Source organism: Microbacterium sp. S1037, assembly GCF_048381605.1.
Classification (GTDB): Bacteria; Actinomycetota; Actinomycetes; order Actinomycetales; family Microbacteriaceae; genus Microbacterium; species Microbacterium testaceum_B.
The window spans coordinates 1275290-1301360 of sequence record NZ_JBLWIG010000001.1; the positions used below are offsets into that span (position 1 = coordinate 1275290).

Below are 26071 nucleotides of genomic sequence, written 5' to 3' on the forward strand. Positions count from 1 at the left end.
TTTAGGGGGTCGGGGCGTCGATGCCACGGACCCGCAGGACCACGCGCGAGCGCACCGTTTCGCCGGGTGCGATCTCGATCGAGCCGAGTGCGTCTCGAGGGTGGGCGTAGGGGTCGGACGAAGGCTCGAGGCCGACGGCATCCACCGCTCCCCACCACGGGAAACCGGTCGATCCGCGCCGTTCGCGCCAGACGAAGAGGCGGGGGAACAGGTGCGGGTCCCAGGTGAGATCCAGTCGTAGCTCCCCGGTGATCCGGAGGGAACCCGCGGCACCGGAGACGTCGTCGAAACCGCCGGAGGGCGCCGCGGCCACGGGGATCTCGCGTTCGCCGGTGCCTACCGTGCTCGCGCCGTCGAACAGGTCGCCGGCGAACGCCGGGTGCTCGGCCCAGCCGATGCGTACGGGGGTCGCGGACGCGTTGCGCACGGTGGTGTCGAGGCGGAGCTCGTCGTCGATCAGCGCTGCCGTCCGGTCGATCTCGAGGGGAACCGTGCGCAGGGTCACGCGCGCGCGGCACGACGACCGATCGCCGGCGAGCGTCCAGGTGCGCCAGGCGGCCTCACCGTGGAACGGCTGCGGCGGCTCGACCTCCGCGGGCGGGTCGCCGGCGCGGGGGAGCAGGACGTGCCAGCCGCCCGGGTAGCGCCGGTGCCACTCTCCGCTGGAGTCGGGCAGAGCGAGGGCATCGCGCGGCTCGTCGGCCCAGGGGGTGGTGGCGAGGATCTGACGCCCCGTCGGCAGGTGCGTGAGCGAGGCGATGCGCGCACCCTCGGGGTCGATCTCGGCGCGCAGGATGCCGCCGGCGATGACGACGCGACCCCCGCTCATGCCGCGACCTCGTCGAGCCGTTCGCGCGTCGGGAAGCCCGTGTGGTCGCCGGGACCCGCGACCACACGCGCGGCACACCACGCCCCCCGGCGAAGGGCGCCGTCGATCGGCCGTCCCTCGAGGACCGCCGTGATCCACCCGGCGGCGAAGGCGTCGCCCGCGCCGACGGGGTGATGGGGCGGCGGGATCTCGACGGCCTCGGTGCGGTGCACGCCGGTGTCATCGGCCGCCAATGCGCCGCGGCGTCCGAGCTTCACGACCACGGTGCGCGGACCGCGCTCGAGCAGCGCCTCGAGAGCGCTCTCGGGGTCGTCGAGGCCCGTGAGCACGCGTGCCTCCTCCTCGTTGCACAGCAGCGTGTCGACGTGTTCGATGACGTCGTCGACGGCGTCGCGAAGCCCGGCATCGTCGATCAGCTGGGGGCGGTGATTGGTGTCGAGCGAGACCGGGATGCCACGGTCCGCGGCCCCGCGGAGAGCTCGTTCGAAGAGCTCGCGCGGTCCCTCGCCCAGGGAGGGCGTGATGCAGGACGCGTGCAGCCAGTCGACGTCGTCGAGCCGGACGCCGTCGAGATCGGCGGCGGTGAGTCCGGACGCGGCCGAACCGACCCGGTAGTGCTCGCTGCGCACGTCGTCGTCGCTCAGTCGCTCCTTCACGATCAGGCCGGTCTTCCCGCCCGGCACCTCGCGGATCGCTGCGGGGGAGATGCCCTCGGATGCCAGGGTCTCGCGCACGAGCCGGGCGAAGGCATCGTCGCCGAGGCGTGACATCCACGTCGCCCGGTGGCCCAGGCGCGCCACTCCGACGGCGGTGTTCAGCTCGGCCCCGGCCACCGCGATGTCGGAGGGGGCGCCGTCGTCGACGAAAAACGTCGCGAGGGCCTCCCCGAAGGTGAAGACGTGACCCATCAGCCCGCGTCCGGGGAGTCCGCGTCCGGGGAGTCCGCGCGCGGGGAGTCCGCGTCCGGCGCGAGACCCCGTACGACGTACAGGGCGTCCCCGGGGAACTCGGGCTGCTCCAGCCGCACGCCGTCGGCCGTTGAGGTCCAGCGAGCGGCGTCCGGTCGACGCGCCGCGAGGTCGTACACGCGGACATCGAGGTCGGGCGTCGCGCGACCGCGCAGCGTCAGCGCGAAGGCCGAGGGGGCATACACGGCGACCACGCCCTCGGGCGTTCGGCCCGCGATCGCCCCCGAGGGTTCGGCGCGGAGCAGGTCGGCATCCCCGTCCAGGCCCCATAGCCTTTCGTCCTCGACCACGCGGCGCAGGAACGACACGTCGTCGGCGCCGGGGAAAGCCGCGGCGACCGAGAAGGGGAAGGGGTGGCCGTGCACGTCGCCCGCGGCGAAGTCCTCACCCCGACGGTGCCACGACCACACGCCGTGCGCGCCGTAGCCGAGTCCCGCTGCGGCTCCCGCGACGACGCCGGTCCAGCTCGCGCGCCGCACGTCGGCCGCCGAGTGCCGCTCCCGCCCGGCGAAGCGACCTAGCCCCTCGTAGCAGGGCTCGAGGTTGATGATCGGGCGGTCGACGTCCATCGCGCGGTAGTACCGGGTCAGCTCGGCGGGGAGGGTGTCCCATGCCTCGTTGTGTCCCGACTGCAGCCCGTGGAAGTCGATCAGGTCGCCGTCGGCGATCGCGGCGGGCATGCGCGCGGTCGGGGTGTCGTGCCAGGTGACGAGCTGCTCGGGTGCGAGCTCTCGCACCTGTGCGGCGACGGCGCTGTAGCGCGCGAGGGCGGTGTCGTCGTTGAGGTCGTCGTCGCCCGAGACGATCCAGATGGGATCGAAGCGCGCGAAGCGGGCGACCGCCTCGGCGACATACGAGCTCGTCTGCTCGGCATCCATCACGTGGTCCGGGGTGAGACCCGCGCCCCACGTCCCGGGCACGAAGTTGTTCCACAGCAGCACGAGCATCGGGGTGAAGCCGTGCGCGCGGGCGGCGGTCAGCACGCGCTCGGCATCGTCCCAATACGCGGGGTCGCCGGCGGCGAAGTCGATGCGGCCGTCGCGGATCGCGTACGGCGAGCGGGTGCCGGTCGAGCGGTCGTGCTCGATGGGCAGGATGCTGAACAGCAGGGCATTGAACCCCTGGCGACGCCGACGCTCGAGGTGATCGAGCCACTCGTCGGGGCTCGCGCCCCCGAACGCGGCCCACACGGTGTCGGCGAGCAGGAACGTCGGCTGTCCGTCGCGCAGCAGCCAGCGCCGCGACGGCGCGAGGGTCCAGGACATGCGGGTTCTCTCCTCGAGAGGGACGGGGACGGTCACGGGGCGATCAGCGCTCCGTCGGGCGCGCGCACTTTCGCGGCCCACGCGTCGTGGCCGGAGAGCCCCGCGGGGAAGCGGGCGGCGGCTTCCTCGTCGACCTCGATGCCCCACCCGGGAGCATCGTTCGGGGTCAGCCAGCCGTCGACGATGTCGATCATCCCGGGGAACACCTCGTGCGTCTGCTCGTTGTAGACGTGCCCTTCCTGGATGCCGAACGCCGGCGAGGTGACGTCGAGCGCCACCGCGGCCGCCACCGCGAACGGGGAGGCGTCGCCGGGGGAGTGCCACGCGGTGCGCACGCCCTCGATGTCGGCCAGCACGGCGAGGCGCCGCGCGGCGCTCACCCCGCCGACGTCGGAGAGATGCGCGCGCAGGTAGTCGACCTGGTGCTCCCGGACCAGCCGCGCGGCATCGGTGAACGAGGTGGCCAGCTCGCCGACGGCGATCGGGACGGGGGAGGCCCGGCGGACTTCGCCGAGGCGGTGCCAGTGCTCGGGGGCGAGGACGTCCTCGACGAAGAAGGGTCGGTAGGGCTCGAGGCTCCGGGTCAGGGTGACGGCCTGACTCGGGCTCAGGCGGGAGTGCACGTCGTGCAGGAGCTCGACGCCGTCGCCGAGCTCCTCCCGGACGTGCGCGAAGAGTCGGGGCGTGGCGACCAGGTAGTCCTCGACCCGCCACCCCGCGGCGTGCTTGGCCCACGCGAACTCCCCGGGAAGCGGGGGCGCGCCGTAGTGCCCGGTGCCTCGCTGTCCGACCTGAATCCGCACGTGACGCTGCCCGGCGGCGATCAGCTCGCGCGCGTGCGCGGTCGTCGCTTCGACGTCGGCACCCTCGGCGTGCAGGTACGTGTCGGCGGCGGCACGGACCCGTCCGCCGAACATCTCGTACACCGGCATCCCGGCCCTCTTGCCCGCGATGTCCCAGAGGGCCATGTCGAGGCCGGAGAGCGCGTTGTTGCCGACCGGCCCCTCGCGCCAGTACCCGGTGAAGCGCACGAGCCGCGTGAGGTCGTCGATGTCGCCCGGGTAGCGGCCGATCACGAGCGGACGCACGTGCTCGAGAAAGGCCACGACGGCCTTCCACCGCTGGGTGAACGTCGCGCAGCCGTAGCCGTAGAGTCCCGGCTGGTCGGTGTCGACGCGCACCACCACGAGCGGGATCCCCTCGGGGGCGGTCACGATCGCGCGAATGTCAGTGATACGGACGTTCTCGCGCGGCAGCCAGGGCTGCGGGAAGGCGGTGTCGGTCTCGGCGAGGGTCATCGTTCGCTCCTCATCAGGGACGCTCTTTCGGTGGCGGTGCCGTCGTGGATGGATTCGCTCGGCTCGAAGCCGAGCAGGTCGCGGGCCGCGCTCGTGTCGACGAGCGCGTCGCGACCGGCGACCGGACGCGAGAGCACGGTGCCCGGGGCGTAGCGCGCCACGAGCTCCGCCGAGTCGACGGGCAGCAGGGTGTCGGCGGCGCTGAGGGGGATGACGGGCGCGCCGACGACCTCGGCGTCGAGGGCCCGCTGCACCGCCCGCGTGGCGTCGTGCATCGTCAGGTAGGCCCATCCCTCGCGGGCCAGCCGCGCCGGGTCGTCCTGCACGTCGCGAGCCGCATCGCGAAGGACGTCGGGCCATTTCACCAGGGGGAAGCGCAGGGCGACGACATCGAGACCGTAGCGACGGTGCGCGTACGCGGCGGTGCGCTCGTCGACGAGCTTCGAGAGCGAGTACGCGTCGGCGATGTCGGGCGGAGTGTGCACGTCCAGCGGGAACGCCGGGGGGAACGCCCCGTGGGGGTTGTTCGGGTATCCGATCGCGTTGATACTGCTGGCGATGATGGCCCGGCGCACGCCCCTCTCTCCGGCGCGGGTGAGCACGGTGAAGGTGGCGGCGGTGTTGACGCGGAACACGTCGATGGGGGTGCCGAGGCTGGGGTGCGGGATCGCGGCGAAGTGGGCGACGGCGTCGACGTCGTCCATCGCTCGGTCCACGACCTCGGGCGAGGTCGCGTCTCCCTCGATGAGGCGGTCGGCCGGGTGGGGCGACGCGAACGACAGCGACAGGGCGGTGACGGCGTGCCCGGCGGCGACGAGACTCTCGCTGACCGCGCGGCCGATCTCTCCGTCGGCACCCGTGACGAGGATGCGGCTCATCCCTTCACCCCTCCCGCCATGCTGGCTCCCCGCAGGAACTGGCGCTGGAAGATGAGGAACAGCGCCACCGGGATGATGAGCGACAGGAACAACGCGGCCATCTGCACGCTGAGCTCGGTCTGATCGGCGAGGCGCGGGAGAGCGACGGACACCGGCTGGTTGTCGGGCGTGGGCAGCACGAGCAGCGGCCAGAGGTAGTCCTTCCACGAGGCGACCACCGTGAGGAGCCCGACGACGCCGAGGATCGGTCGCGCCAGCGGCAGGACGATGCTCCACAGGATGCGGAGGGGCCCCGCCCCGTCGATACGGGCGGCCTCGTACAGGTCGGCCGGGATCGCCTCGAGGAAGCGCGCGATGATCAGCACGTTGAAGGCCGTGGCGCCCGCCGGCAGCCAGACCGCCCACCACGTGTCGATGAGCGAGAAGCCGAGGATCGGCAGTTCCCGGACCGTGAGGTATAGCGGCACGAGCGAGACGATCCCGGGGATGAAGAGGGTGGCGAGGATCGCGCCCGAGAGCACCTTGCCCCACCGGGGTCGCAGCACGGTGATGACGAAAGCGGCGGTCGTCGACACGAGCAGCGTCGTCACGACCGAGCCGGCCGCGAGGATCGCGGTGTTCGTGAGATAGTGGCCGATGCGGCCGCGCTCCCACGCGATGCCGAGGTTCTCCCACTGCACGACGCCGCTGGAGAAGAACGAGAACGGGCCGCGGATGAGATCCTGCGTCGGCGAGATCGCCGCGAGGGCGAGCCAGAGGATCGGACCGAGCCCCGCGACGATCAGCGCCGCGAGCACGAGGACGTGTCCGATCGTGAGGCTGATCCGTACCGAGGGGCGGGAGCGGTCGGCATCCGAGATGTTGGTGCGGGTGAGGGGCTCGGGGGCGTCGGCGGGGCGACGGCGGCCGAGGGAGAGCAGGCTCATGAGCGGCTCCAGCTGCGCGTGAGGCGGAAGTAGGCCAGCGAGAACAGGCCGAGGACGAGCGCGAGGAGCACGCTGAGGGCGGTGGCCGCGCCGTAGTCGACGCGGGTGAAGGCGTAGTCGTAGATCGTCATGAGCAGCGTCTTCGTCGCGCCCTGCGGACCGCCGCCGGTGAAGAGGAACGGCTCGGTGAAGACCTGCATCGTGCCGATGATCTGCAGCAGCAGCATCGTGCCGATGATCCCGCGCATCTGCGGAAGGGCGACGTGCCAGACGCGGCGCCAGATCCCCGCGCCGTCGAGCTCCGCGGCCTCGTACAGCTCGCCCGGAATGCTCGTGAGGGCGGCGATGTAGATGATGACCGCGGTGCCGGCTCCGGCCCAGGTGGTCTCGAGGACGATCGAGGGCATGGCGCTCGCCGGGGAGTTGAGCCACGGCAGGGGTCCGATGCCGACCCACCCGAGGACCGTGTTGAACAGGCCGTCCGCGTCGGGGGCGTAGAAGAACTTCCAGAGCAGGATCGCCACGACCGGCGGCACCATGACGGGCAGGTAGGCGAGGGCGCTGAAGTACCACGCGCGAGAGCGCATCTCGGAGATGAAGACCGCGAGGGCGAGGGGGATCGGGAAGCCGAAGACGATCGCGAGCACCGTGTAGAGCACGGTGTTGCCGGCGGCCTGGGGGAGACCGGGGTCGCTGAGGACGTACGCGAAGTTGTCCCACCCGACGAAGTCGCTCTGGCCGGTGAGCACCACGCGCTGCACGCTCATCACGAGCGAGCTGAGGATGGGACCCCACGAGAAGTAGGCGTAGACGAGGATCGCCGGGGCGGCGATGAGCAGCGCGGTCAGGCCGGGGCGCCAGGGGCGTCGCCGGCGGGCGGTTCGCGCGGGGGTGGCGGCGGCTCGCGCGGCGGTGCGCGGACGCTCGTCGAGATCGGTCATGGACGTCTCCGGGGAGGGAGGGGCGGGCCGACGGGCGGCCCGCCCCGGGTGGTCGATCAGCGGCCGAGGCGCGACTGCACGTCGGTCTGGGCGGTGCTGAGCAGGGAGGAAATGTCGGCGTTCTGGTCGGTCAGGACCGTCTGGACGACCGTGTCGAGGGCGCCGTACACCTCTTGCGCGTTGTTGACCGGCTCCGCGACGACGGGGATGGATGCCGAGGCGTCGAGGTACGGGGTGAAGTTCGCGCTGGGCACGTTGATGTACTGCTTGATCCAGTCGAAGTACGCGGAGTACTGGTCGCTGTTGACGACGGGCAGTCCCGGCAGACCCGTGACCGAACCGGCCTCGTTCGACGCCTTCGCGTCGTCGACGGCCGTGCTCTCGTCGAGGAAGCGCTGTAGGTAGAAGAACTTCACCCACTTGACGGCCGCGGCCTGCTGCTCGGCACTCGCCTTGGGGTCGACGATCTGCACCGTGCCGCCACCGAGGGTGCCTTCGGCGCCCTTGAGCTGCGGCATCCCCCCGATCCCGAAGTTCTCGGCGGGCAGCTTCAGGTTCTGGACGATGTTGTAGTACGAGTCGCTCGCGCCGATGATCATGCCGATCTTGCCGGCGGCGAAGTCCTGGCCCTGGGTCGGGATGTCGTACAGCGTGTTCTCGGGCATGGTGCCGTCCTTCCACCGCATGTCGCTGATCAACTGCAGCGCCTGAGTGGAGGGCTTGTCGTCGAAGGTGGCCTCCGACCCGTCCTCGTTCTCGACGGTGCCGCCGAACGAGTAGGTCATGCCGGTGAACTGCCACCCGCCGGTGTTCGCGGTGGTGAGGACGGAGAAGCCCGCGGCGCCCGTCGCGTCGTGGATCTTCTTCGCCGCGGCGCGCACCTCGTCCCACGTGGTGGGCGGGGAGTCGGGATCGAGGCCGGCCTTGGTGAACAGCTCGCGGTTGTAGACGAGGCCGAACGAGTAGGCGTTGGTGGGGATCGCGTAGGCGCGCCCCTCGCCGTTCTCGGCGAGCTTCAGCACCGTGGGGTTGAGGCTGTCGAGGAGGCCCTCGTTCTTCAGGGCGTCGGTGAGGTCGGCGGCCTGTCCGCGCTTGATGAGACCCGCGGGCTCGGTGAGCGGCACGCTCATGACCGTGGGCAGGCTGCCTCCGGCGGCGAGTGCCTGGAAGGTCGAGGCGTCGTAGCCGGTCTCGACCGGCTCGAGCGTGATGTCGGGGTTGGCCTGCTCGAAGGCTTCGACGCGCTTGTCGAAGTACGCGCGGTCTTCGGGGCGGTCGGCGCTGGGCCGGTCGCCGATCTGAATCGAGACTTTGCCGTCGGTGGTCCCCGTGGAGGGGGAACTGCAGCCCGCGAGGGCTGCGGCCGACAGGCCGCCGAGTGCGATCACGGCGACGACGGAACGGACACGTTTCGTCATTGAAACTCCTTGGCGAAGAGCGGAAGCAAGAGGGAAATCGCTTGCCCTGAGATGTCTAGCACCTCTCGGGCCGAGCGTCAAAGACAGATTCCGAAGCCCCGTCTTTCTGTGTTTCGGCGGTTGACAGAACGTCGACCGTCTCTCAAACTACTCGGGGCAAACGCTTGCCTGATTCCGAATCCGCTCGACGAGGAGAAATTCGTGTCCCTCCCCCTCAGATCCCGGTCCCGGCGCGTCCGCGTGACGGCCGCCGTGCCGGTCGTCCTGTTGGCCGCCGCCCTCGCCGCCCCCGTGTCTCCGGCCGCCGCGGCCACCCCCACCGTCTCCCTCACTCCGGTGGTCACAGGAAATCTCTTCTCCGAGGGCGACGCGCCCCGGATCGGCTACGACACGTATGCGTCCGAGCTGTCGTGGCGCGTGTCCGACCCGACCGGCGCCGTCGTGGCCGAAGGCGATGAGGTCGCCGACGGCACCCTCGACCTCCCCACCACCGCGCTCGGCTGGTACCGGCTCGTCGTCTCGGTCGACGGGGGCGCCGCGAGTGCCGAGACGAGCTTCGCCGTCCTGCCGGATCGGGATGCCGCGGACTCCGCGACCGGACGGTTCGGCGCCGCGACCCACTACGGCCAGTCCTGGAGCACCGACTCTCTCCCCACTCTCGCGACGGGGGGATTCGCGCAGCTCCGCGACGAGGTCTACTGGAGCGAGGTCGAGACTCAGAAGGGCGTGTACGACTGGGCGCGTCCCCGCGCGGAGTTCCTCGACGCGGCACGCGACGCGGGCGTGCGGCCCCTGCTCCTCGCGGGTTACGGCAATCCCCTGTACGACGGGGGAGACGGCCCCGTCAGCGACGAGGCCGTCTCTGCCTACGCCGCGTACGCCGCCGCGATGGCCACGGAGTTCGGCGACCAGGCGTCGGGCATCGAGCTGTGGAACGAATGGGACCTGGGTTTGGGCGGCAACACCCACACCTCGCCCGAGGATTACGTGAACCTGCTCGCGGCGGCATCCCCGGCTGTCAAAAACGCCGCTCCCGGGCTGCCGGTCATCGGTCCCGCCGTGGCGAACCTGAACACCGACTGGCTCGAGCAGACCTTCCGCCTCGGGGCTCTGCAGTACGTCGACGGCGTGGTGCTGCACCCGTACAGCTACCCCGTCTCGGCCGACGCGCTCGACGACACGCTCACCCGCGTGGACGCCCTCGTGCGCGAGTACAACGGCGGCGTGAGCAAGCCCCTGTGGATCACCGAGCACGGCTGGCCCACCGGGACCAACGCGCGTGCGGTCTCGGAGCGCGAGCAGGCGGCGAACATCGCGCGTTCCGCCGTCATCTCCGCCGCGCACGACGCGGCGCGGTACTACGTCTACGACCTCGTGTCGGACGGAACCGACCCCGCAGAGACAGAGCAGAACTTCGGTCTCCTCCGCGCGGCCGACGACGCGCGCGGGGCCTACACGCCGAAGCCGGCCTTCGTCGCTTACTCGACGGCCGCCGCCCAGCTGGCCGGGGCGACCCCCGCCGGCCGCGACGACACCGTCGACGGGGTGCGGCAGTTCCTCTTCGACACCCCGGACGGCCCCCTGCGCGTGCTCTGGTCGGACGCGCCGCAGACCGTTCGCCTGAGCGGGGACACCGCCCTCGCGGTGACCGACGCGTACGGTCGCACCGACACCCTCGATGCATCGGGCGGCGACGTCTTCGTGAGCGTCGATGCCGACCCGCTCTTCGTGCGCGGACCCGTGACGGGGACCGCCTCGACCGAGACCGCGCTGCGGCTCGACGCGGGAGTCGTGGGGGTCGATGTCGCCGGGCAGTGGAGCGTCGCCGGTCGCTCCGACGGTGCGTCGACCTCGTGGCGACTGACCCTTCCCGACGGGCGCTCGTTCACCCAGGCCACCGCCGGGTCCGAGACGGCCACGACCGCCGTCACCGCTCCGGCTCCCCGCGAGACGGGGACGTACGAGACGGTGGCGCACGTGTACGAGGGCGACCGCGCTGCCGGCGTCCTGCGGGCGTCCACCGACATCGCGGAGCCCGTCACGCTCTCGGGCACCCAGGCCATCTCGGCGGACGGCGTCGACGTGCTGCGCCTGCGCCTCGCGAACGCCTCTCCGCGCGACCTGCCGCTGGAGGGGCTGTCGTACACTCTCGCCGGTACCTCGGCGCAGGCGGACGTCCCGACCACGCTTCCCGCTTCGGATGCCGTGACCGTCGACATCCCTCTTCCCGACCTCACCGAGCGCCAGACGTTCTCGGCCGAGGCGGTGGTCGACGGGACGACGGTGCGGGCGGAGGGGGCCGTCGCGCCACTGGTCATCGATGACGCCTTCGGCGCCGCGAAGCGGAGCATCACCGTGGACGGCGCGCTCGACGACCTCGGCGACCTCACTCCCGCGACCTTCGAGGCGGAGGGGACGACGACGCCGCCCACGTCCGACGACCAGTCGGCGCGGGCCTGGATCACCTGGGACGACGACGCCCTCTCGGTCTCGGTCGACGTCGTGGACGACGTGCACGATCAACCCGCGACGGGCGCGAACATCTGGCAGGGCGACTCCGTGCAGTTCACCGTGGCCGGTGGAGCGCCGGGCGCCGCGACCGCCTGGCACGAGTTCGGCATGGCCCTCACCTCGGAGGGCCCGCAGCTCTACCGCTGGCTGTCCGTCGGGGAGGGTGCCGGGACCGTGCCGGGCGCGCAGGTCGCGGTCTCGCGCGATGAGGACACCCACCACACCGTGTACGAGGTCTCCGTGCCGTGGAGCGCGCTCGCGGGCGTCGACAGGGACGCGTCCCTGCTCTCGAGCGCGATCATCGTGAACGAGGCGGACGGAGACGGTCGAGACGGCTACCTCGCCTGGGGTGGCGGGATCGCCGCCGAGAAGGACTCCGCCCAGTTCCATCCCGTCCGGCTGCTCGCCGCACCGGATCCCGAGCCGGGCGAGGGTGGAGGCACCCCGGGAGACGGCGGCACCGCGCCCGTCGAACCGACTCCCGCTCCCGCCGTCGGAAGCACAGCGGCTCCGGACACCTCGGGCGCTCTCGCCCGCACGGGCACGCCGTCGGTCGCCGGCCTGCTCCTTCCGGCCGTCGCCGCGCTCGCCCTCGGGGCGGGTGCCGTGCTCCTGCGTCGCCGAACGGCCCGGCGCTGATCACGACCCGGTGCCGCTCGCGCGGCGGCACCGGGTCTCGAAAGGACCCCATGACCGACCCCTCCCACGTCGCGGGGCTGCGCGTCGGGCGCCGCCGCGACGTCAGCGTCGCGAGCGAGCCACGGCCCCCGGTCTCGTGGATCGTCGATGCCCCCGCGGGGTGGACGGCGACCCGCGCGGAGATGCGTCTCGACGCCGCCGAACCGCTCGCGGTGCCGCCGAGCGGGGTGCTCGTCCCGTGGCCCTTCGACGACCTCTCCGCGGGGGAGCGTCGCGACCTGTCCGTCCGCGTCGCCGGTGCGGACGGCGAATGGATGCCGTGGAGTCGGCCGATCACGGTCGAGGCGGTCTTCTTCCCCGGCGTGTGGACCGCTCCGCTGCTCGGCATCCGGGATCCGGACACCGAGGCCGCGCCGTTCGCCCTCCGACGCGAGATCGAGGTCGGTGCGACCGTGGTGTCGGCCCGACTCTGGGTGACGGCGCGCGGGATCTTCGACGCCGCGTTCGACGGCGTCCCGGTCGACGACACGGTGCTGGCGCCCGGGTGGACGTCGTATCGACACCGCCTCCCGCTCGTGTCGGTCGACGTCTCGCCGCTCCTGCGGCCGGGGTCCACGCAGGTGCTGTCGCTGCGGGTCGCCGGCGGGTGGTTCACCGAGCGGTACGGCTTCGGGGCCACAGCCTCCCGCTTCTACGGCGAGCAGGCCGCGGCGGGTGCCGTGCTCCGCCTGACGCACCTCGACGGACGCGTCGAGGAGATCGGTCCCGACGAACGGTGGCGGGTGAACCACCGCACCGAGATCGTGTCGAGCGGACTGTACGCGGGCGAGCGCGTCGACTACCGCCGCGAGCAGCGCGGGTGGCGGATGCCGGGATTCGACGACGCGTCGTGGGAAAGCCCGGCCCCGACGCCCCCGCTGAGCACGCCGACGGTGATCGATGTCGAGCCGGTGCGGCGCGTGCGCACGATCCGGCGGATGCGCGAGCTGCCGGCATCCCGTCCCGGGGTCGTCCTGCTCGATGTGGGTGAGAACGTCGTCGGGCGCGTGCGCCTCGTCGCCGACGGCCCGGCCGGAACCGTCGTGACCGTCCGCCACGCCGAGCTGCTCGAGGACGGCGCGCTCTGCGTCCGGCCGCTGCGCGCCGCCGCGGCCATCGACGAGTTCGTCCTCGACGGCACGGGGGAGCGCGCGTGCGAGGCGGCCTTCACGTTCCACGGCTTCCGGTACGTCGAGATCGACGGCGGACAGGTCGACCCGGAGCGGGTGGAGGTCGAGGTGCTGCGGAGCGATCTGCGCCGGACCGGTTGGTTCTCGTGTTCCGACGAGCGGCTGAACCACCTGCACGCGAACATCGTGCGCAGCTTCGAGGGCAACGCGCTGGCCCTGCCCACGGACTGCCCGCAGCGCGACGAGCGGCTCGGGTGGACGGGCGATGCGCAGGTGTTCGCCCCGACCGCCGCGACGCTGTTCGATACGGACGCGTTCTTCTCCTCGTGGCTGCGTGACGTGCGTGCGGAGCAGGCGGACCGCGACGGACGGGTTCCGACCGTCGTGCCCGACCCCCTCGGTGCCCTCGGCGATGTGATGGCCGCCGGCTGGGGCGACGCGGTCACCGTCATCCCCGACGTCCTCGCTCGAGGCTACGGAGACGTCGCGATCGCGGTCGAGATGCTGCCCGCGATGCGGGCGTGGGTCGATGCCGTCGCCGCGGCTGCCGGTCCCGGGCGTCTTTGGGAGACGGGCTTCCAATACGGAGACTGGCTCGATCCGACCGTCACACGTCCCGACAAGGCGAAAGCCGATCCGGGGCTCGTGGCGACGGCGTACTTCTTCCGCTCGGCAGACCTCGTCGCGCGCGCGAGCGAGCCCGGCGAGGCGGAGCGGTATGCGCAGCTGGCGCGCGAGATCGGCGAGGCCTTCCGCGCCGCGTACGTGACGCCCGCGGGGCGTCTGGCCTCCGATGCGCCGAGCGCGTACGCGCTCGCTCTCGCGTTCGGTCTCGTGCCCGAGGCTCAGCGTCAGGCCGCGGCCGACCGCCTCGCCTTCCTCCTCCGCGCCGGCGGGTACCGCATGGCGACGGGGTTCCTCGGCACCCCCGTCGTGCTCGACGCTCTTCTCGACAACGGCCACGAGGCCGCTGCCGAGAACCTGCTCCTCCAGACGATGTGCCCGTCGTGGCTCTACCCCCTCTCGATGGGCGCGACCACGATGTGGGAGAGATGGGATGCCATCCGCCCCGACGGCTCCCTGCACCCCTCGGGCATGACCTCGCTCAACCACTACGCGCTCGGCTCCGTGGGTGATGTGCTGTATCGCCGCGTGGCGGGGCTGTCGATCGAGGGATCCACCGTGCACGTCCGCCCGTGGTTCGTCGAGGCCCTGACCTGGGCGGAGGCGGAGCACGAGACGAGCCTGGGACGAGCCCGCCTGCGGTGGCAGCGCTCGGGCGAGGCGATCGCGGTGGAGGCCACCGTTCCGCACGGGGCGAGCGCGCGCATCGACCTGGGCGATCGCGCGCCGTTCGAGGTGGCATCCGGGGTCCACCGCTGGATGGTCGACGCGCCGCTCGCGCGTCCCCGCCGCTCCGTGGACGTCGACAGTGATCTCGCGGTCATCGCCGACACCCCGGGCGCGTGCGCCGCCGTGTCACGCGCGATCGGTGCGCACTCGACCGAGATGCAGGTCGAGTTCGACGCGTATGTGCGGTGGGTGCCGGGTCGCCGGCTGCGCGAGGAGCTCGCCGCGGTGTCGGCTCCGCCGGCGGTGGTCGCCGATGTCAACCGGGCGCTGAGGTCGGCGGGCCGACGACCCCTCGGTTAGGGTCGGGCTGTCGCGGGCATCCCGCGACCGAAGGGGGATCCGATGACTGCACAGTCTGCCTGGTACGCCGAGGGCGAGGGACTTCGCTGGTGGGACGGTTCCCGCTGGACGGGAATGCGCGTCGCGGACGGCCGACCGGTGATCGACTGGATCACGGCGGACCGCCCGGCTCCTCTGTTCGTCGCGAGCGCACTGTTCTTCGTCGCCGGGGCGATCCACCTGTTCCTCGTCGGGTTCAGCCCCTTCTACCTGGTGACGGCTGTGCTCTTCCTCGCGCTGTCCTTCTTCTGGCTCTTCGGTGCGCTGCACGTGCGACGGGTGCTGCGCATCCCCGCCCCCACCACCGCACCCGTCGTGATCGACGCCGTCCGACCGCTGCCCGGCGAGCAGGAGGGGGCGGGAGCCGGGTGGTTCCCGGTCTCCTCGACCGTGAGTCGGTGGTGGACCGGAACGCGGTGGTCGCAGTACACCTGGACGCGTTCCGGCATCCGCCCCACCTTCCACGGGGCGCGGTCGTTCCGCATCCTGCTGTGGGTCGAGGGCGTGATCACGGCGCTCGGCGCGCTCCTCGGCATCGCGGGGATCGTCGTCGCGGTGTCTTCGAGCGATGCCGACGTCATGACCGTCGCCGTCGGAACGATCGTCGTCGGGGCCGTTCTCTTCCTCCTGGGTGGCGTCCTGCTCGCGCTCTCGCCGCTCTCGCGGCGACCGCTCGTCGTCCCGTCGACCCCGCCCGCTCCGCTTGATCCCGCGGCCGGCGGCGCCCCCGCGCGGTGACCAGGGGCACAAGGTCCCGGGCTCAGGCCCGGTCTTCGTCGCCCAGCAGGCTCTCCACCAGCTCGAAGCCGAGCACCGTCATCGAGGGGTAGGCGGCGAACTCGTCCGGCGCGAGCATTCGGACGAAGGTGTCGCCCTCGTGCAGTTCGTCGCCGAGCGCGGCCCGCGTCGCGCATAAACGCGATCGGCGCGCAGAAACGCGCTGTGCACGCGTTTCTGCGCGCGAACAGCGTTTATGCGTCGCCGTGCGGCACCGACCCCCCCCGCGCAGCCGACCGCGCCCCGCGCAGCCGACCGCGCCCCGCGCAGCCGACCGCGCCCCGTGCGGCACCGACCGCCCCCGTCCCTCACCGCGATCCGGCCGCCGTGCGCCCCGAGTGCGCCCGCAGCCCCGGATGCAATCCCTGGCTCCGCGGCATCCGGTCCTGTCAGCATTCCGGGATGGATGTCACACCGATCGACACCGCGGCGCCCCCGGTCGTCGCCGCGGATGCTCGCCGCACCGTCGCCCTCGTCGTCGGCGCGCTGGCCACGGTCGCGTTCGTCGCCCTGCGCCTCGCCGTCGCGCTGAACGGACACACGGCCCTCGCCGTCGACGTGTGGTGGGATGCCGCGATGGCGGGGGTCGCGACCCCGGTGGGCGTGATCCTCGCGTGGATCCCCGCGATCGTGGGCGGCACGATCGGCATGATCGTGATCGGGGTGGCGACGACGATCGTCTTCGCGGTGCGCCGCCGTCCGTGGGACGCGCTGACGGTCGCGTCATCCATCGCCCTCGTCGTCGCGATCGGCTCGCCGATGGCCGCCATCATCGCTCGGCAGCGGCCCGCCGACTCCCTCGCCGAGACGATGGCGACATCCTTCCCCTCGGGCCACACGGCGGTCGCGACGACCATCGCCGTCGTGCTCGGTCTGATCCTGCGACGCCGATGGGTGTGGATCGCCGGGGTCGTCTGGGTGGTGCTGATGATGTGGAGTCGTACCTACCTGCACGCGCACTGGCTCTCGGACGTCGTCGCCGGTGCTCTCGAAGGGATCGCGGTCTCGACGTTCGTGTGGGCGCTCATCCAAGTGGTTCGCGAGCGTCGCGCGCAACGCCTCACCGCGACGAGCGCGTGAGGGCTACGGTTCCCGGATGACCACTCCCTCGGCCGCCGCGAACAGGGCGCAGGACTCGACCGCTTTCGAGATCGCCGCGCGCGTCGGGTACGTCGTGCTCGGCCTGCTCCACCTGCTGATCGGGGTGATCGCGATCTCGATCGCAACCGGGTCCGGCGGCGACAGCGCCGACCAGAGCGGGGCGTTGGAGAAGGTCGCTCAGGCTCCCGCGGGGGTGGTGCTGCTCTGGGTCGTCGTCGTCGTCGGCCTGGCCGCGCTCGCGGTGTGGCAGATCGCCGAGGCGATCGTCGAGCAGGACCCGGATGCCAAGAAGCGCTGGGCGCATCGCGCGAAGTTCGTCGGTACCGCCGTCGCCTACGCCGCGATCGCGTTCACCGCTCTCACCGTCGCGCTCGGCGGACACTCGAGCTCGTCGCAGTCGTCGCAGACGATGTCCGCGCAGCTGCTGTCGAACCCCGCCGGGGTCGTGCTGCTCGTCGTGGTCGGCCTCGGCGTCGCCGCGGTCGGCGTGGCCTTCGTCGTGCGCGGGTTCACGAAGGCGTTCGAGAAGCACATGTCGATCCCCGGCGGGGCGGCGGGGCGCGGCATCCGCACCTTCGGCATGGTGGGGTACATCGCCAAGGGGGTGGCCGTCGGCGTGGCGGGCGTGCTGTTCGTGGTCGCCGCGCTGAAGCACGACCCGTCGACCGCCGGCGGACTCGATGCCGCCTTGCGTTCGCTCGCGGGTCTGCCGTTCGGACAGGTCGTTCTGTGGCTCGTCGGTGCGGGCCTCGTCGTCTACGGCCTCTTCTGCTTCGCCCGCGCGCGGTACGCGCACATGTGACCGCGCCCGGCCTCACTCCCGCGGCCGGGCTCCGGCGATGAGAAGCGAGAGGCCGAGCTCGAACGCGCGCGTCGCGACCGGGTCGGCCGGGTCCTGGTCGACGAGGGTGGCGTAGGCCGCGGCGAAGCGGGGAACGCTCTCCTCCTGGCCCGTCGGATCGAACATCACGGTCGGGCCCGACATGTCGAGCACGCTGCCGAGGATGAACGACTCGAAGGCCGTGAGCAACGGCAGGATGTCGTCGCTCTTCCAGCCGACGCGCTCGGCAGCGACGGCGAAGTCCTCGTACTGCGACATCAGCAGCGGTGCCGACGAGCGGTGCGACATGAGCAGCGGGATCGTCCGGGGGTGGCGGCGGAAGGCGTCCCGGTAGGAACGCGCCCATCGACGCAGACCCTCCTCCCACTCGTCGTCGCGGAGCGAGGACGAGTCGATGCGCTGCGAGACCAGCGCGCGGACGTCTTCGATGAGCGCTGCGAGGTTCGGCACGTGGTTGTAGAGCGAGGTCGGGTGCACCTTCAGGCGGTCGGCGACGCGCCGGATGCTCGCCCCGTCGCTACCGTCGCGATCGACGAGAGCGAGAGCGGCGCGGGCGATCGCCTCGCGCGAGAGCTTGGGGTGCGGCGGCCGGGGCACGTCGGGGCCTTTCGGTCGGGCCTTTCGGTCGGGTTCGACCACGTTACGCGATGCCCGCGTTTCGGGCGTGTATCGGGTTCGTGACGAGTCGAGGAAACGGCGGACCCATCGTGAGAAAAAGTCGTAGCGTTCCTAAAACCTACGCTGTATGTTTCTCGCAGCGTGGTCTCGAGGAGGTTTCCATGGCGGTCGTGGTGTTCACGAACGGTGCGATCCGTGTCGACGGATCGACGACCGACGTCGACCGGCTCGTCGTGGTCGACGGGGTCGTGGTATCCGAGGGCTCGCCGGTTCCCGCCGATGCCGAGGTGGTCGACCTCGAGGGTGGGCTCCTGCTCCCCGCGTTCGGCGACGGACACGCCCACCCCCTGCTCGCCGGACGCGAGCGGCGCGGGCCGGAACTGCGCGATGCGACCTCCGTCGCCGAGATCGTCCAGCGGGTCCGCGCGTGGGCCGCCGACAGCGACGACACCTGGCTCATCGGCGGCAGCTACGACGCCACGATCGTGGAGGGCGGGATGTTCGACGCCCTCTGGCTCGACGAGGCGGAGTCCGAGCGACCCGTCGTCCTGCACGCCTGGGACTATCACACGGTCTGGGCGAACACTGCGGCCCTGCGGGCGGCGGGACTGGATGCCGAGACCCCCGAGCCCGCGCTCGGACGCATCGTCCGCCGACCCGACGGCTCCCCGCTCGGCACGCTCGTCGAGCGACCGGCGATCGACCTCGTCCTGGACCGCGCGCCGCGGCCGTCGGTGGAGGCCGACGTCGAGGCGCTCGCCTGGGCCACCGAGCGTCTCGCGGCGCACGGCATCGCCTGGGTGCAAGAGGCGTGGACCGAGCTCGACGACCTCCCCGCGTGGGTTTCGGCAGCGGAAAGCGCTCGACTCGCGGTCGACGTCGACCTCGCGCTGCGCGCCGACCCCGTCCGCTGGCCCGCGCAGCTGGACGACCTGCGCCGCGCCGCCGACGGTATCGCCGGGGTCCCGGGCCTCACCGCGCGCACCGTGAAGTTCTTCGTCGACGGCATCCTCGAGAACCACACTGCGCACCTTCTCGACTGCTACCACGATGCCCGCACCCGCGGTCTGCCGAACTGGCATCCGGATCAGCTCGGCGAGGCCGTCGCCGCGTGCGACGCCGCCGGGTTCGATGTGCACCTGCACGCGATCGGCGACGCCGCGGTGCGCGCGGCGATCGGCGCCGCCGAGGGCATTCGAGAGAGCCTTCGCCGCGGGCGTCGCCTCACGATCGCCCACGCGCAGATCGTCGACCCGGCCGACCTGCCGCGACTCGCGGAGCTCGAGGTCACCTTCTGCTTCCAGCCCCAGTGGGCCGTTCCCGACGCCGTGATGACCGAGCTCACGCTGCCGCGCCTCGGCCCCCTGCGGGAGAGGCAATACCGCATGCGTGCCGCGCGCACCGCCGGCGCGCACCTCAGCTTCGGCAGCGACTGGCCCGTCACCTCGCCGGACGTGCTCCTGGGGATCCGCACCGCGGTGACCCGTCAGGACGAAGCCGGGCAGCCCGCCGGCGGCTGGCAGCCCGAGGAACGACTCACCCTCGACGAAGCCCTCGACGCCGCCACGAGCGGAGTCGCGTGGCAGGCCGGCGACGACGCTCACCGCGGCGCTCTTCGCCCCGGCATGGTCGCCGACCTCGTCTGGCTCGATCGCGACATCCGCCGCGAGCCGGTCGCCCGCATCGCCGACGCCCGTATCCGCGGGACGTGGCGGCGCGGCATCCGCACCTTCACGGCGTCGGCGCTCGCCGGCGCCACTCCGCCTCGCTCTTTCTGACCCCGAACAGGAAAACCGTGACCTCCTCCGCAACCTCGCTCCGGCGAGTCATGGGAGTTCCCTCCCTCGTCATCTTCGGCCTCGCCTACATGGTGCCGCTGACCGTCTTCACCACGTACGGCCTCGTCGCCGTCACGACCGGAGGCCACGTGCCGACGGCCTACCTCGTGACGCTCGTCGCCATGCTCTTCACCGCGTTCAGCTATGCCGCCCTCGTGAAGGCGTTCCCCCGTGCGGGCAGCGCGTACACCTACGCCCGCCGCGCGTTCGGCGGTCACGTCGGCTTCCTCACCGGGTGGTCGCTCATGATCGACTACCTGCTGCTCCCGCTCATCAACTACGTGCTGATGGGCATCTATCTGAACGCGCAGCTGCCCGGCATCCCGCCGTGGGTGTTCGCTCTGGCGGGCGTCCTCCTCATCACCGGGCTGAACATCGTGGGCATCACGGTGGTGCGCAACGCCAATCTCGTGCTGGTGGGACTGCAGCTCGTGTTCGCGGCTGTGTTCGTCGTGTGCGCGGTGCTCCACGTCCTGCAGAATCCCGGCGTCTCGTTGCTGCAGCCTCTCTACGATGCCGGCCTCACCTTCCCCGGCCTCCTCGCGGGTGCCGCCATGCTCGCCCTGTCGTTCCTCGGGTTCGACGCCATCTCGACCCTCTCCGAGGAGGCGCGCGACCCCCAGCGCACGGTCCCGCGGGCGATCATCCTGACGACGATCATCGGCGGGCTCATCTTCACCGTGATCGCGTACGTGTCGACCCTCGTCATCCCGAACGTCGCCGACATCGAGAACCCGGATGCCGCGGCGAACCAGATCATGGAGGTCGCCGCGGGGCGCTGGCTCGAGCTCTTCTTCCTCATCGCGTACATCGCGGGCTGCATCGCCGCGGCACTCGCGTCGCAGGCCAGCGTGGCGCGCATCCTGTTCGCGATGGGGCGCGACGGTGTGCTGCCGAGCTTCTTCGCGCGGCTGAGCAAGCGCTACCGGACGCCGATCGGGGCGGCGATCTTCGTCGGTGTCGTCTCGCTCGCCGCGCTGTTCGCCGACCTGAACACGGTGGCATCCCTCATCAGCTTCGGTGCCTTGGCCGCGTTCTCGCTCGTCAACCTGTCGGTGATCAAGCACTTCCTCATCGACGAAGGCCGTCGCGGCGGGGCCGCCGTCTTCCGCTACGGGGTCCTGCCCGCCCTCGGCTTCGCGCTCACCGCGTGGCTGTGGTTCAGCCTGTCGCCGCTCGCGCTCACGGTCGGTCTCGTCTGGATCGGCGTCGGTGTCGTCTGGCTCGCGGTGCTGACCCGCGGGTTCCGCCGTCGGCCGCCCGAGGTCGAGTTCGACGAAGAGGCCGAGGCGCCCGAACGCATCCCGGCGTGATCGGTGGCGGCGCGGCATCGGGGGATTCCGGATGCCGCGCCGCCGGCGTGCGCGGCCGTGTCTCGCGCGAGGTGTGCGTCAACGCCCGGCGGCGTAGTGCGAGCGCACCTCGTCGATGGAGAGGGCGCGCGTGTAGATCGCCGCGAACTGGATCTCGCCCGTGAAGAAGGACGGGCCGGACCAGTCGATCGAGCCGTTCGAGGTTCCGTTGGCCCACGCGGTGAGGTTGCCGCAACCGATCTTCCAGTACCCCGAGAAGTTCTCGCCCGTGGTGATCGAGGTGTTCGTGGCGACGAGGCTCCCGTCGACGTACAGGGCCATGCCCGCGCTCGAGAGCGACGCCACCACCGCGTGCCACGCCCCGTCGGCGTACGAACGCCCGGCCGGGGTCGAGATCGTCCGCACACTCCCGGGGTACACGCCGAACACGATGCGACCGGTCTGGTCGAGGTAGACGTGTCGGTCGTAGTGACCGTCGGCGGCGGACTGGTTCGCGTCGCCGAAGCCGATGATCTTCCCCCGTCCGGTCGACGGAGCGCGGAACCAGGCCTCGATCGTGAAGGTGTTCGGGTTCGTCACGGATCCCGGCACGTAGAGGCACTGCGACGTGCCGTTGAAGCTCACTGAGGTGGACGGAGAATCGCGGAGGCATCCGACACTCGCCGACGAGGTCGGGGCGATCGCGTACGTCGCGCGTCGTGGCACGGAGCCGGAGAGATCGTTCTCGGTCTTGGCCGGGGTGTTGGTGGGGGTGAGGGCGTAGGCGCCCTTGGTCGCGGAGGTGCCGACGGCGAGCGCCGCGTCGCGACAGGTGAAGAACGCGTTCGTCCCCGCCGTGTCCTTCGAGTTGGTCACGCGCGCGGTGAGGTTCGCCCCCGTCGCGGAGAACGTCGTGAGCGCGGCGACGGCGAGCACCGTGAGGATCACGAGCGGGACGACGATGCGACCGCCGCGGCGGTCGGGCCGGGCGCGACGACCGTCGGGCAGCGCGACCGGATCGTCGTCGCGGATGAGCAGCGCTGCCCCGAGCGGGAGCAGGCACAGGGCGATGACGAGGATCCGAAGGGGCAGGTCGAGATCGGGTTGCGGGGTGAGCACGTAGGCACCGCTGGGAAGACGGTCGGTCGTGGAGACGACCGCGTCCTGGCCGCTGAGCAGCCGCGTGCCGCCCGCCAGGATCGGGAACAGCCCCGTGTTGACCACGTGCAGGAGCGCGCTGGTGGCGTCGTCGCCCGGACGGAAGTCGAGCATCTGAACGTTGAACCACGGCCGGAGCCACAGGGCGACGATCGTGACGGTCAGTGACCACCCGGTCAGGCGGACGCTCCAGATCCACCCCGGCTGCCGCAGGTTGAGCCACACGAGTGCTTCGGCGAGCGCGAGGCCCAACAGCAGCCAGGGGGCGACCTGGAGCAGGAAGCCGACGCCGGGGAGGATCGCCACGGCTCGCCCGATCACCCGGTCTGCCGTGACCGGGCTGCCGTCGGGCGCGCCGTTGAGGTCTCCCTGCGTGGTGAACGATCCGTCCGCAGCAGCGACGATGCGGTGCGTCACGGTGCGGTCGCCGGTCGAGAAGGTGACGACGTCGCCGATCGCATAGGTCGGCTCGGCGCGGCTGACGATGAGCGAGCCCACGGGCGCGGTCTGGCCCATGCTCGGGGTCTGGACGGCGAACAAGCGGATGCCTGCCGCGGCGAACGCCGCGGCGACCGCGACCGAGAGCAGCACGAGTGCGACGGCGACGATGATCGCCGGGCGCACGCTGCCTCGGACGGCGGCCGCCGCGGGGTGGGAAATCACAGACGCGCGATCAGCTGCTGAAGTCCCAGGTGAGCGGCTGCGACACCTGCAGACCGGCATAGGTGTTCCCTGCCGTCGACGGGAGCGTCACCGCGAACGTGAAGGGCACGGTGGTTCCGGCAGGCACCGAGGTCGTGCCCAGGGCGGTGAGCACGTTCACGGCCGAGGCGAAGCCCTGAAGCGTGCCGGAGTAGAGCGTTGTCGATCCGGAGGTCACGACGAGCGTCATGGTGGAACAGAGGTTGGTCGCGGTGCCGTTGGGCGTTCCGTTGTTCGACTGCGCACAGGTTCCCGGCGTGAGGGTGAATCCCGTGGCGGCGGCGCTGCCGGTGTTCTTGATCTTGATGTCGGTCGACACGGTCTGGCCGGGCACCATCGTCACGCTGCCGCCGTACTTGTTGATGGTCGCGCAGGTCGCGGTGTTCGACGACACGGATCCGCCGTCCGTGCTGTTGCAGAGGACCGAGCCGTCGGCGTTGCTCTCCTGCATGATGACGGTGCCGGTGCCGGCCGTGTCGACGGTGTTCTTGATCTGCGCCGTGAAGGCGGAGATGGTGGGGGAGAGGCCGAGGGCGAGGATGAGAGACCCCAATCCTCCGGCGAGGAGCACGGGAAGGGCGAGACGACGACGGCGTGGCGGCGTGGGATTCTGGGTGGACACGACGGCTCCTGTTCGGGTTCGGAGAGTGCGAGAGGTCCCATCTCTATCGCCTGTCGGTGCCCTGGCGGCGGGACGGGTGACCGTCTCTCCACGGGTGGGACGGTCACCCGAGAGGCGGCGAGCGCCGCCCGTCTCGGAGGCGCCGCCCCGAGGCCCGGCGTGATTCACCCGCGATGTCGTCCGCGGCGTGATGATCAGTAGTCCGCGCGCGGTCCGGTGATCCGATCGTCGGCGACCTCGCTCGGAGGTCACGGTGTGACGACCGTGACCCCCGCTTCCTCGAGGGCCGTCGCGAGCTCGGGGGAGGGCGGCGCGTCGGTGATGAGGTAGTCGGCCTTCTCGAGGGGAGCGACCTGGGCGAAGAGGCGCCGGTCGAGCTTCGTGGAGTCGGCGAGGATCGCCGTGCGGTCGGCGCGCTGGATCATCTCGCTCATCATCGTCGCGTCGCCGAGGTTGCTGGTCGAGAAGCCCGAGGCATCCACCGCTCCCACGGCGATCAGGGCGTAGTCGCAACGGATGTCGACCTCGGGGGTGTGCGAGTTCATCGCCAGTGTCACCGGCCCCGTCGTCGCCTGCGTGATCGTTCGCACCGCGCCGCCGAAGATGTAGAGGTCGCGGAAGACGCTCGGCGAGATCTCCGCCGGGATCCGCAGATTGTTCGTCGCGATCGTGAGGTTGCGGTGATTGCGCAGCGCGCGCGCGACAGCGAGGGTCGTGGTCCCCGCGTTCAGCATCAGGACCGAGCCGTCCTCGACGAGGTCGGCGGCGAGGGCCGCGATCCGCTCCTTCTCGGCGATCTGCATCTGCAGGCGGACGTCGAGCCCGCGGTCACGGCCGGGGACCGACATCGCGCTCACGGCTCCGCCGTGCGTGCGCACGACGATGCCCTCGCGATCGAGTTGATCGAGGTCGCGGCGCACGGTGTCGATGGACACCCCGAAGTGCGAGGCGAGGTCGACGACGGTGACCTGCCCCGATTCGGCGACGTAGGCCGCCAGTTCGGCTTTGCGTCCTGCCGGGAGTCGCCGCTTCGTCGAGGCTGTCTGTCCGTCCATGCGCTCATCTCTAGCACAGCGGGGGCGGCGAATCCGCATCCTTTGTCGAAAAGCGGCACGAAACGGCAGAAAATTCGCGCTTCCTGCTGCTTTCTCCGCCCGCTCGTGCGCTAATGGTCACGAATATGCATCGGCTTCTTGACGGTCGCTGCACGGGAGCGCATACTCGTGCTTAAAGCAGCAAGAACGCGCAGAACAGCGCGTAATACGGCACATCTCAATGAGGAGAAACGATGGACAACAGCGGGCGCCGACGTCGGAACGTCATCAAGCTCGTCGGTGTCGCAGCAGCGGCCACGACCCTCCTGGCGATGGCGGGATGCTCGTCATCGACCAGCGGAGGCACCTCGGCCGACGGAAACGTCACGATCGAGTTCGCGCAGTGGTGGGAGCCCGAACTCGGCGACGGTCAGTTCCGCGGGCTGATGGACCAGTTCGAGAAGGAGAACCCCGGCATCAAGGTCGACCTGGTCAGCGGTCCCTACGCCTCGACCAAGGAGCAGCTGTTCGCGGGGGCGGCATCCGGCACGATGCCCGACGTCGTGGGCCTCGACGGGGCGTGGGTCAGCGACTTCGCGAAGCAGGGTGTCATCGCCGACCTGTCGAAGCTGATGAGCGACTCGGGCTACGACGAGAGTCAGCTCGCCAGCCAGATCAAGGTCGACGGCAGCACCTACATGATCCCGGTGGTCAACTTCGTCTACCCCATGTTCACGAACGATGCGCTGCTCTCGCAGGCGGGCGTCAGTGCGCCGCCCTCGACGCGCACCGAGTTCGCGGACGCGGCGAAGAAGATCAAGGCTCTGGGCACCGACACCTCGGGCTGGGTCCTGCCCCTCTCGCTCGAGGCGCCCAACGGCGTGCAGAACGACGTCATGTCATGGGTGTGGGCCTCGGGCGGCTCAATGCTGAAGGACGGTCAGCCCGACCTCACCAACAAGGACGTCACCTCAGCCGCCGACTACATCCAGCAGCTCTGGAACGACGGCGTCATCGCTCCCGGATCGTTCACGATGAAGGAGCAGGACAAGGTCGAGGAGTTCACCAACGGCCGCGTGGGAATGATGATCGACTCGCTTGCGCACATCAACCTCATCCGCCAGTCGAATCCCGACCTGACCTTCTCGATCTCGGCGATCCCCGCCGAGGATGGATTCACCGGTGAGCGCGGCATCCCCTACGCCTCGTGGGGCATCGGCGTCGCCGAGAACTCCGAGCACAAGGACGCCGCATTCAAGCTCGTGCAGTTCCTGATGGGCAAGGACGTCAACAGCGAGCTGTCGACGATGGCGAAGGCATTCCCCGGCAACACCGAAAGCGTGCCGACCTTCGTCCAGGATGACGAACTGTTCAAGAAGGCCTTCGACATCTACAAGGCCGGCTACCCCGCGAACGAGTTCACGGGCCTTCCCGTCGCCGAGGAGCTCATGCGCCAGTTCGGCACGCAGTTCCAATCCGCGCTGGATGGTCAGCAGTCGATGAGCGACGCGCTGAAGAAGACGCAGGACGAATGGACGTCGGAGTTCTGATCCG

The 26071-nt window shown here is 71.0% G+C and carries 20 protein-coding genes; 8 read left to right on the forward strand and 12 right to left on the reverse strand.

The annotated features are described in order from the left end of the window. Position 1: 1 nt before the first annotated feature. Genes ACMW4R_RS05670 through ACMW4R_RS05705 form a run of 8 tightly spaced genes read right to left on the reverse strand, consistent with a single transcriptional unit; the run spans position 2 to position 8523 of the window. Positions 2-829: a hypothetical protein gene (locus ACMW4R_RS05670; RefSeq protein WP_418299392.1), complete on the reverse strand. Its 828-nt coding sequence runs from the start codon at positions 827-829 to the stop codon at positions 2-4. Continuing rightward, the gene (locus tag ACMW4R_RS05675; RefSeq protein ID WP_418299393.1) at positions 826-1737 is read right to left on the reverse strand and encodes a sugar kinase; all 912 of its coding nucleotides are present in this window, start codon (positions 1735-1737) and stop codon (positions 826-828) included. The genes ACMW4R_RS05670 and ACMW4R_RS05675 overlap by 4 nt, the downstream gene beginning before the upstream one ends. Continuing rightward, positions 1737-3062 (reverse strand): DUF4038 domain-containing protein, encoded by a 1326-nt coding sequence (locus ACMW4R_RS05680; RefSeq protein WP_418299394.1) that lies wholly within the window; start codon positions 3060-3062, stop codon positions 1737-1739. The genes ACMW4R_RS05675 and ACMW4R_RS05680 overlap by 1 nt, the downstream gene beginning before the upstream one ends. A 32-nt stretch (positions 3063-3094) precedes the next feature. Beyond that, a complete protein-coding gene (locus ACMW4R_RS05685; RefSeq protein ID WP_418299395.1) occupies positions 3095-4360 on the reverse strand; it encodes an enolase C-terminal domain-like protein in 1266 nt (421 codons plus the stop codon). Further along, positions 4357-5238, reverse strand: a complete 882-nt coding sequence (locus ACMW4R_RS05690; protein WP_418299396.1) for an NAD-dependent epimerase/dehydratase family protein — start codon at positions 5236-5238, stop codon at positions 4357-4359. Before ACMW4R_RS05690 ends, ACMW4R_RS05685 begins: the two co-directional genes overlap by 4 nt. Next, positions 5235-6164, reverse strand: a complete 930-nt coding sequence (locus ACMW4R_RS05695) for a carbohydrate ABC transporter permease (RefSeq protein ID WP_058598031.1) — start codon at positions 6162-6164, stop codon at positions 5235-5237. Before ACMW4R_RS05695 ends, ACMW4R_RS05690 begins: the two co-directional genes overlap by 4 nt. Beyond that, positions 6161-7105 (reverse strand): carbohydrate ABC transporter permease, encoded by a 945-nt coding sequence (locus tag ACMW4R_RS05700; protein ID WP_058615043.1) that lies wholly within the window; start codon positions 7103-7105, stop codon positions 6161-6163. Before ACMW4R_RS05700 ends, ACMW4R_RS05695 begins: the two co-directional genes overlap by 4 nt. Before the next feature lie 56 nt (positions 7106-7161). After that, on the reverse strand, positions 7162-8523 hold the full coding sequence (locus ACMW4R_RS05705; protein WP_418299397.1) for an extracellular solute-binding protein: 1362 nt from the start codon (positions 8521-8523) through the stop codon (positions 7162-7164). 201 nt (positions 8524-8724) lie between these two features. On the opposite strand from ACMW4R_RS05705, the gene ACMW4R_RS05710 reads away from it, so the two are divergent. The 5 genes from ACMW4R_RS05710 (at position 8725) to ACMW4R_RS05730 (ending at position 17214) form a co-directional block, all read left to right on the forward strand. After that, positions 8725-11673, forward strand: coding sequence for a sugar-binding protein (locus ACMW4R_RS05710; RefSeq protein WP_418299398.1), 2949 nt, complete (start codon positions 8725-8727; stop codon positions 11671-11673). A 50-nt stretch (positions 11674-11723) separates the two neighbouring features. Next, positions 11724-14495, forward strand: coding sequence for a family 78 glycoside hydrolase catalytic domain (locus ACMW4R_RS05715; protein ID WP_418299399.1), 2772 nt, complete (start codon positions 11724-11726; stop codon positions 14493-14495). A 42-nt stretch (positions 14496-14537) separates the two neighbouring features. Continuing rightward, entirely contained in the window at positions 14538-15272 is a 735-nt protein-coding gene (locus ACMW4R_RS05720; protein WP_418299400.1) for a hypothetical protein, read from the forward strand. A gap of 441 nt (positions 15273-15713) precedes the next feature. Next, complete coding sequence (locus ACMW4R_RS05725; RefSeq protein ID WP_418299401.1) at positions 15714-16391, forward strand: phosphatase PAP2 family protein; 678 nt, start codon at positions 15714-15716, stop codon at positions 16389-16391. Positions 16392-16407: 16 nt separating this feature from the next. Next, positions 16408-17214 (forward strand): DUF1206 domain-containing protein, encoded by an 807-nt coding sequence (locus tag ACMW4R_RS05730; RefSeq protein ID WP_418299402.1) that lies wholly within the window; start codon positions 16408-16410, stop codon positions 17212-17214. 12 nt (positions 17215-17226) lie between these two features. On the opposite strand, the gene ACMW4R_RS05735 is transcribed toward ACMW4R_RS05730, so the two are convergent. Next, on the reverse strand, positions 17227-17850 hold the full coding sequence (locus ACMW4R_RS05735; protein WP_193754817.1) for a TetR/AcrR family transcriptional regulator: 624 nt from the start codon (positions 17848-17850) through the stop codon (positions 17227-17229). Between the two features lie 182 nt (positions 17851-18032). Here ACMW4R_RS05735 and ACMW4R_RS05740 point away from each other — a divergent pair, with 182 nt between their 5' ends. After that, positions 18033-19649, forward strand: a complete 1617-nt coding sequence (locus tag ACMW4R_RS05740) for an amidohydrolase (RefSeq protein WP_058626562.1) — start codon at positions 18033-18035, stop codon at positions 19647-19649. A 17-nt stretch (positions 19650-19666) separates the two neighbouring features. Beyond that, positions 19667-21022 (forward strand): APC family permease, encoded by a 1356-nt coding sequence (locus ACMW4R_RS05745; protein WP_206542551.1) that lies wholly within the window; start codon positions 19667-19669, stop codon positions 21020-21022. A 78-nt stretch (positions 21023-21100) separates the two neighbouring features. Here the strand turns inward: ACMW4R_RS05745 and ACMW4R_RS05750 are convergent, their stop codons facing one another. The 3 genes from ACMW4R_RS05750 to ACMW4R_RS05760 all read right to left on the reverse strand — a co-directional run bounded on the left by ACMW4R_RS05750 (position 21101) and on the right by ACMW4R_RS05760 (position 24538). After that, positions 21101-22822 (reverse strand): LamG-like jellyroll fold domain-containing protein, encoded by a 1722-nt coding sequence (locus tag ACMW4R_RS05750; RefSeq protein WP_418299403.1) that lies wholly within the window; start codon positions 22820-22822, stop codon positions 21101-21103. A gap of 10 nt (positions 22823-22832) precedes the next feature. Continuing rightward, on the reverse strand, positions 22833-23483 hold the full coding sequence (locus ACMW4R_RS05755; RefSeq protein WP_418299404.1) for a hypothetical protein: 651 nt from the start codon (positions 23481-23483) through the stop codon (positions 22833-22835). Positions 23484-23731: 248 nt separating this feature from the next. After that, entirely contained in the window at positions 23732-24538 is an 807-nt protein-coding gene (locus tag ACMW4R_RS05760) for a DeoR/GlpR family DNA-binding transcription regulator (protein WP_058596601.1), read from the reverse strand. A 233-nt stretch (positions 24539-24771) separates the two neighbouring features. On the opposite strand from ACMW4R_RS05760, the gene ACMW4R_RS05765 reads away from it, so the two are divergent. Beyond that, the gene (locus ACMW4R_RS05765; protein ID WP_418299405.1) at positions 24772-26067 is read left to right on the forward strand and encodes an ABC transporter substrate-binding protein; all 1296 of its coding nucleotides are present in this window, start codon (positions 24772-24774) and stop codon (positions 26065-26067) included. Positions 26068-26071: the final 4 nt, after the last annotated feature.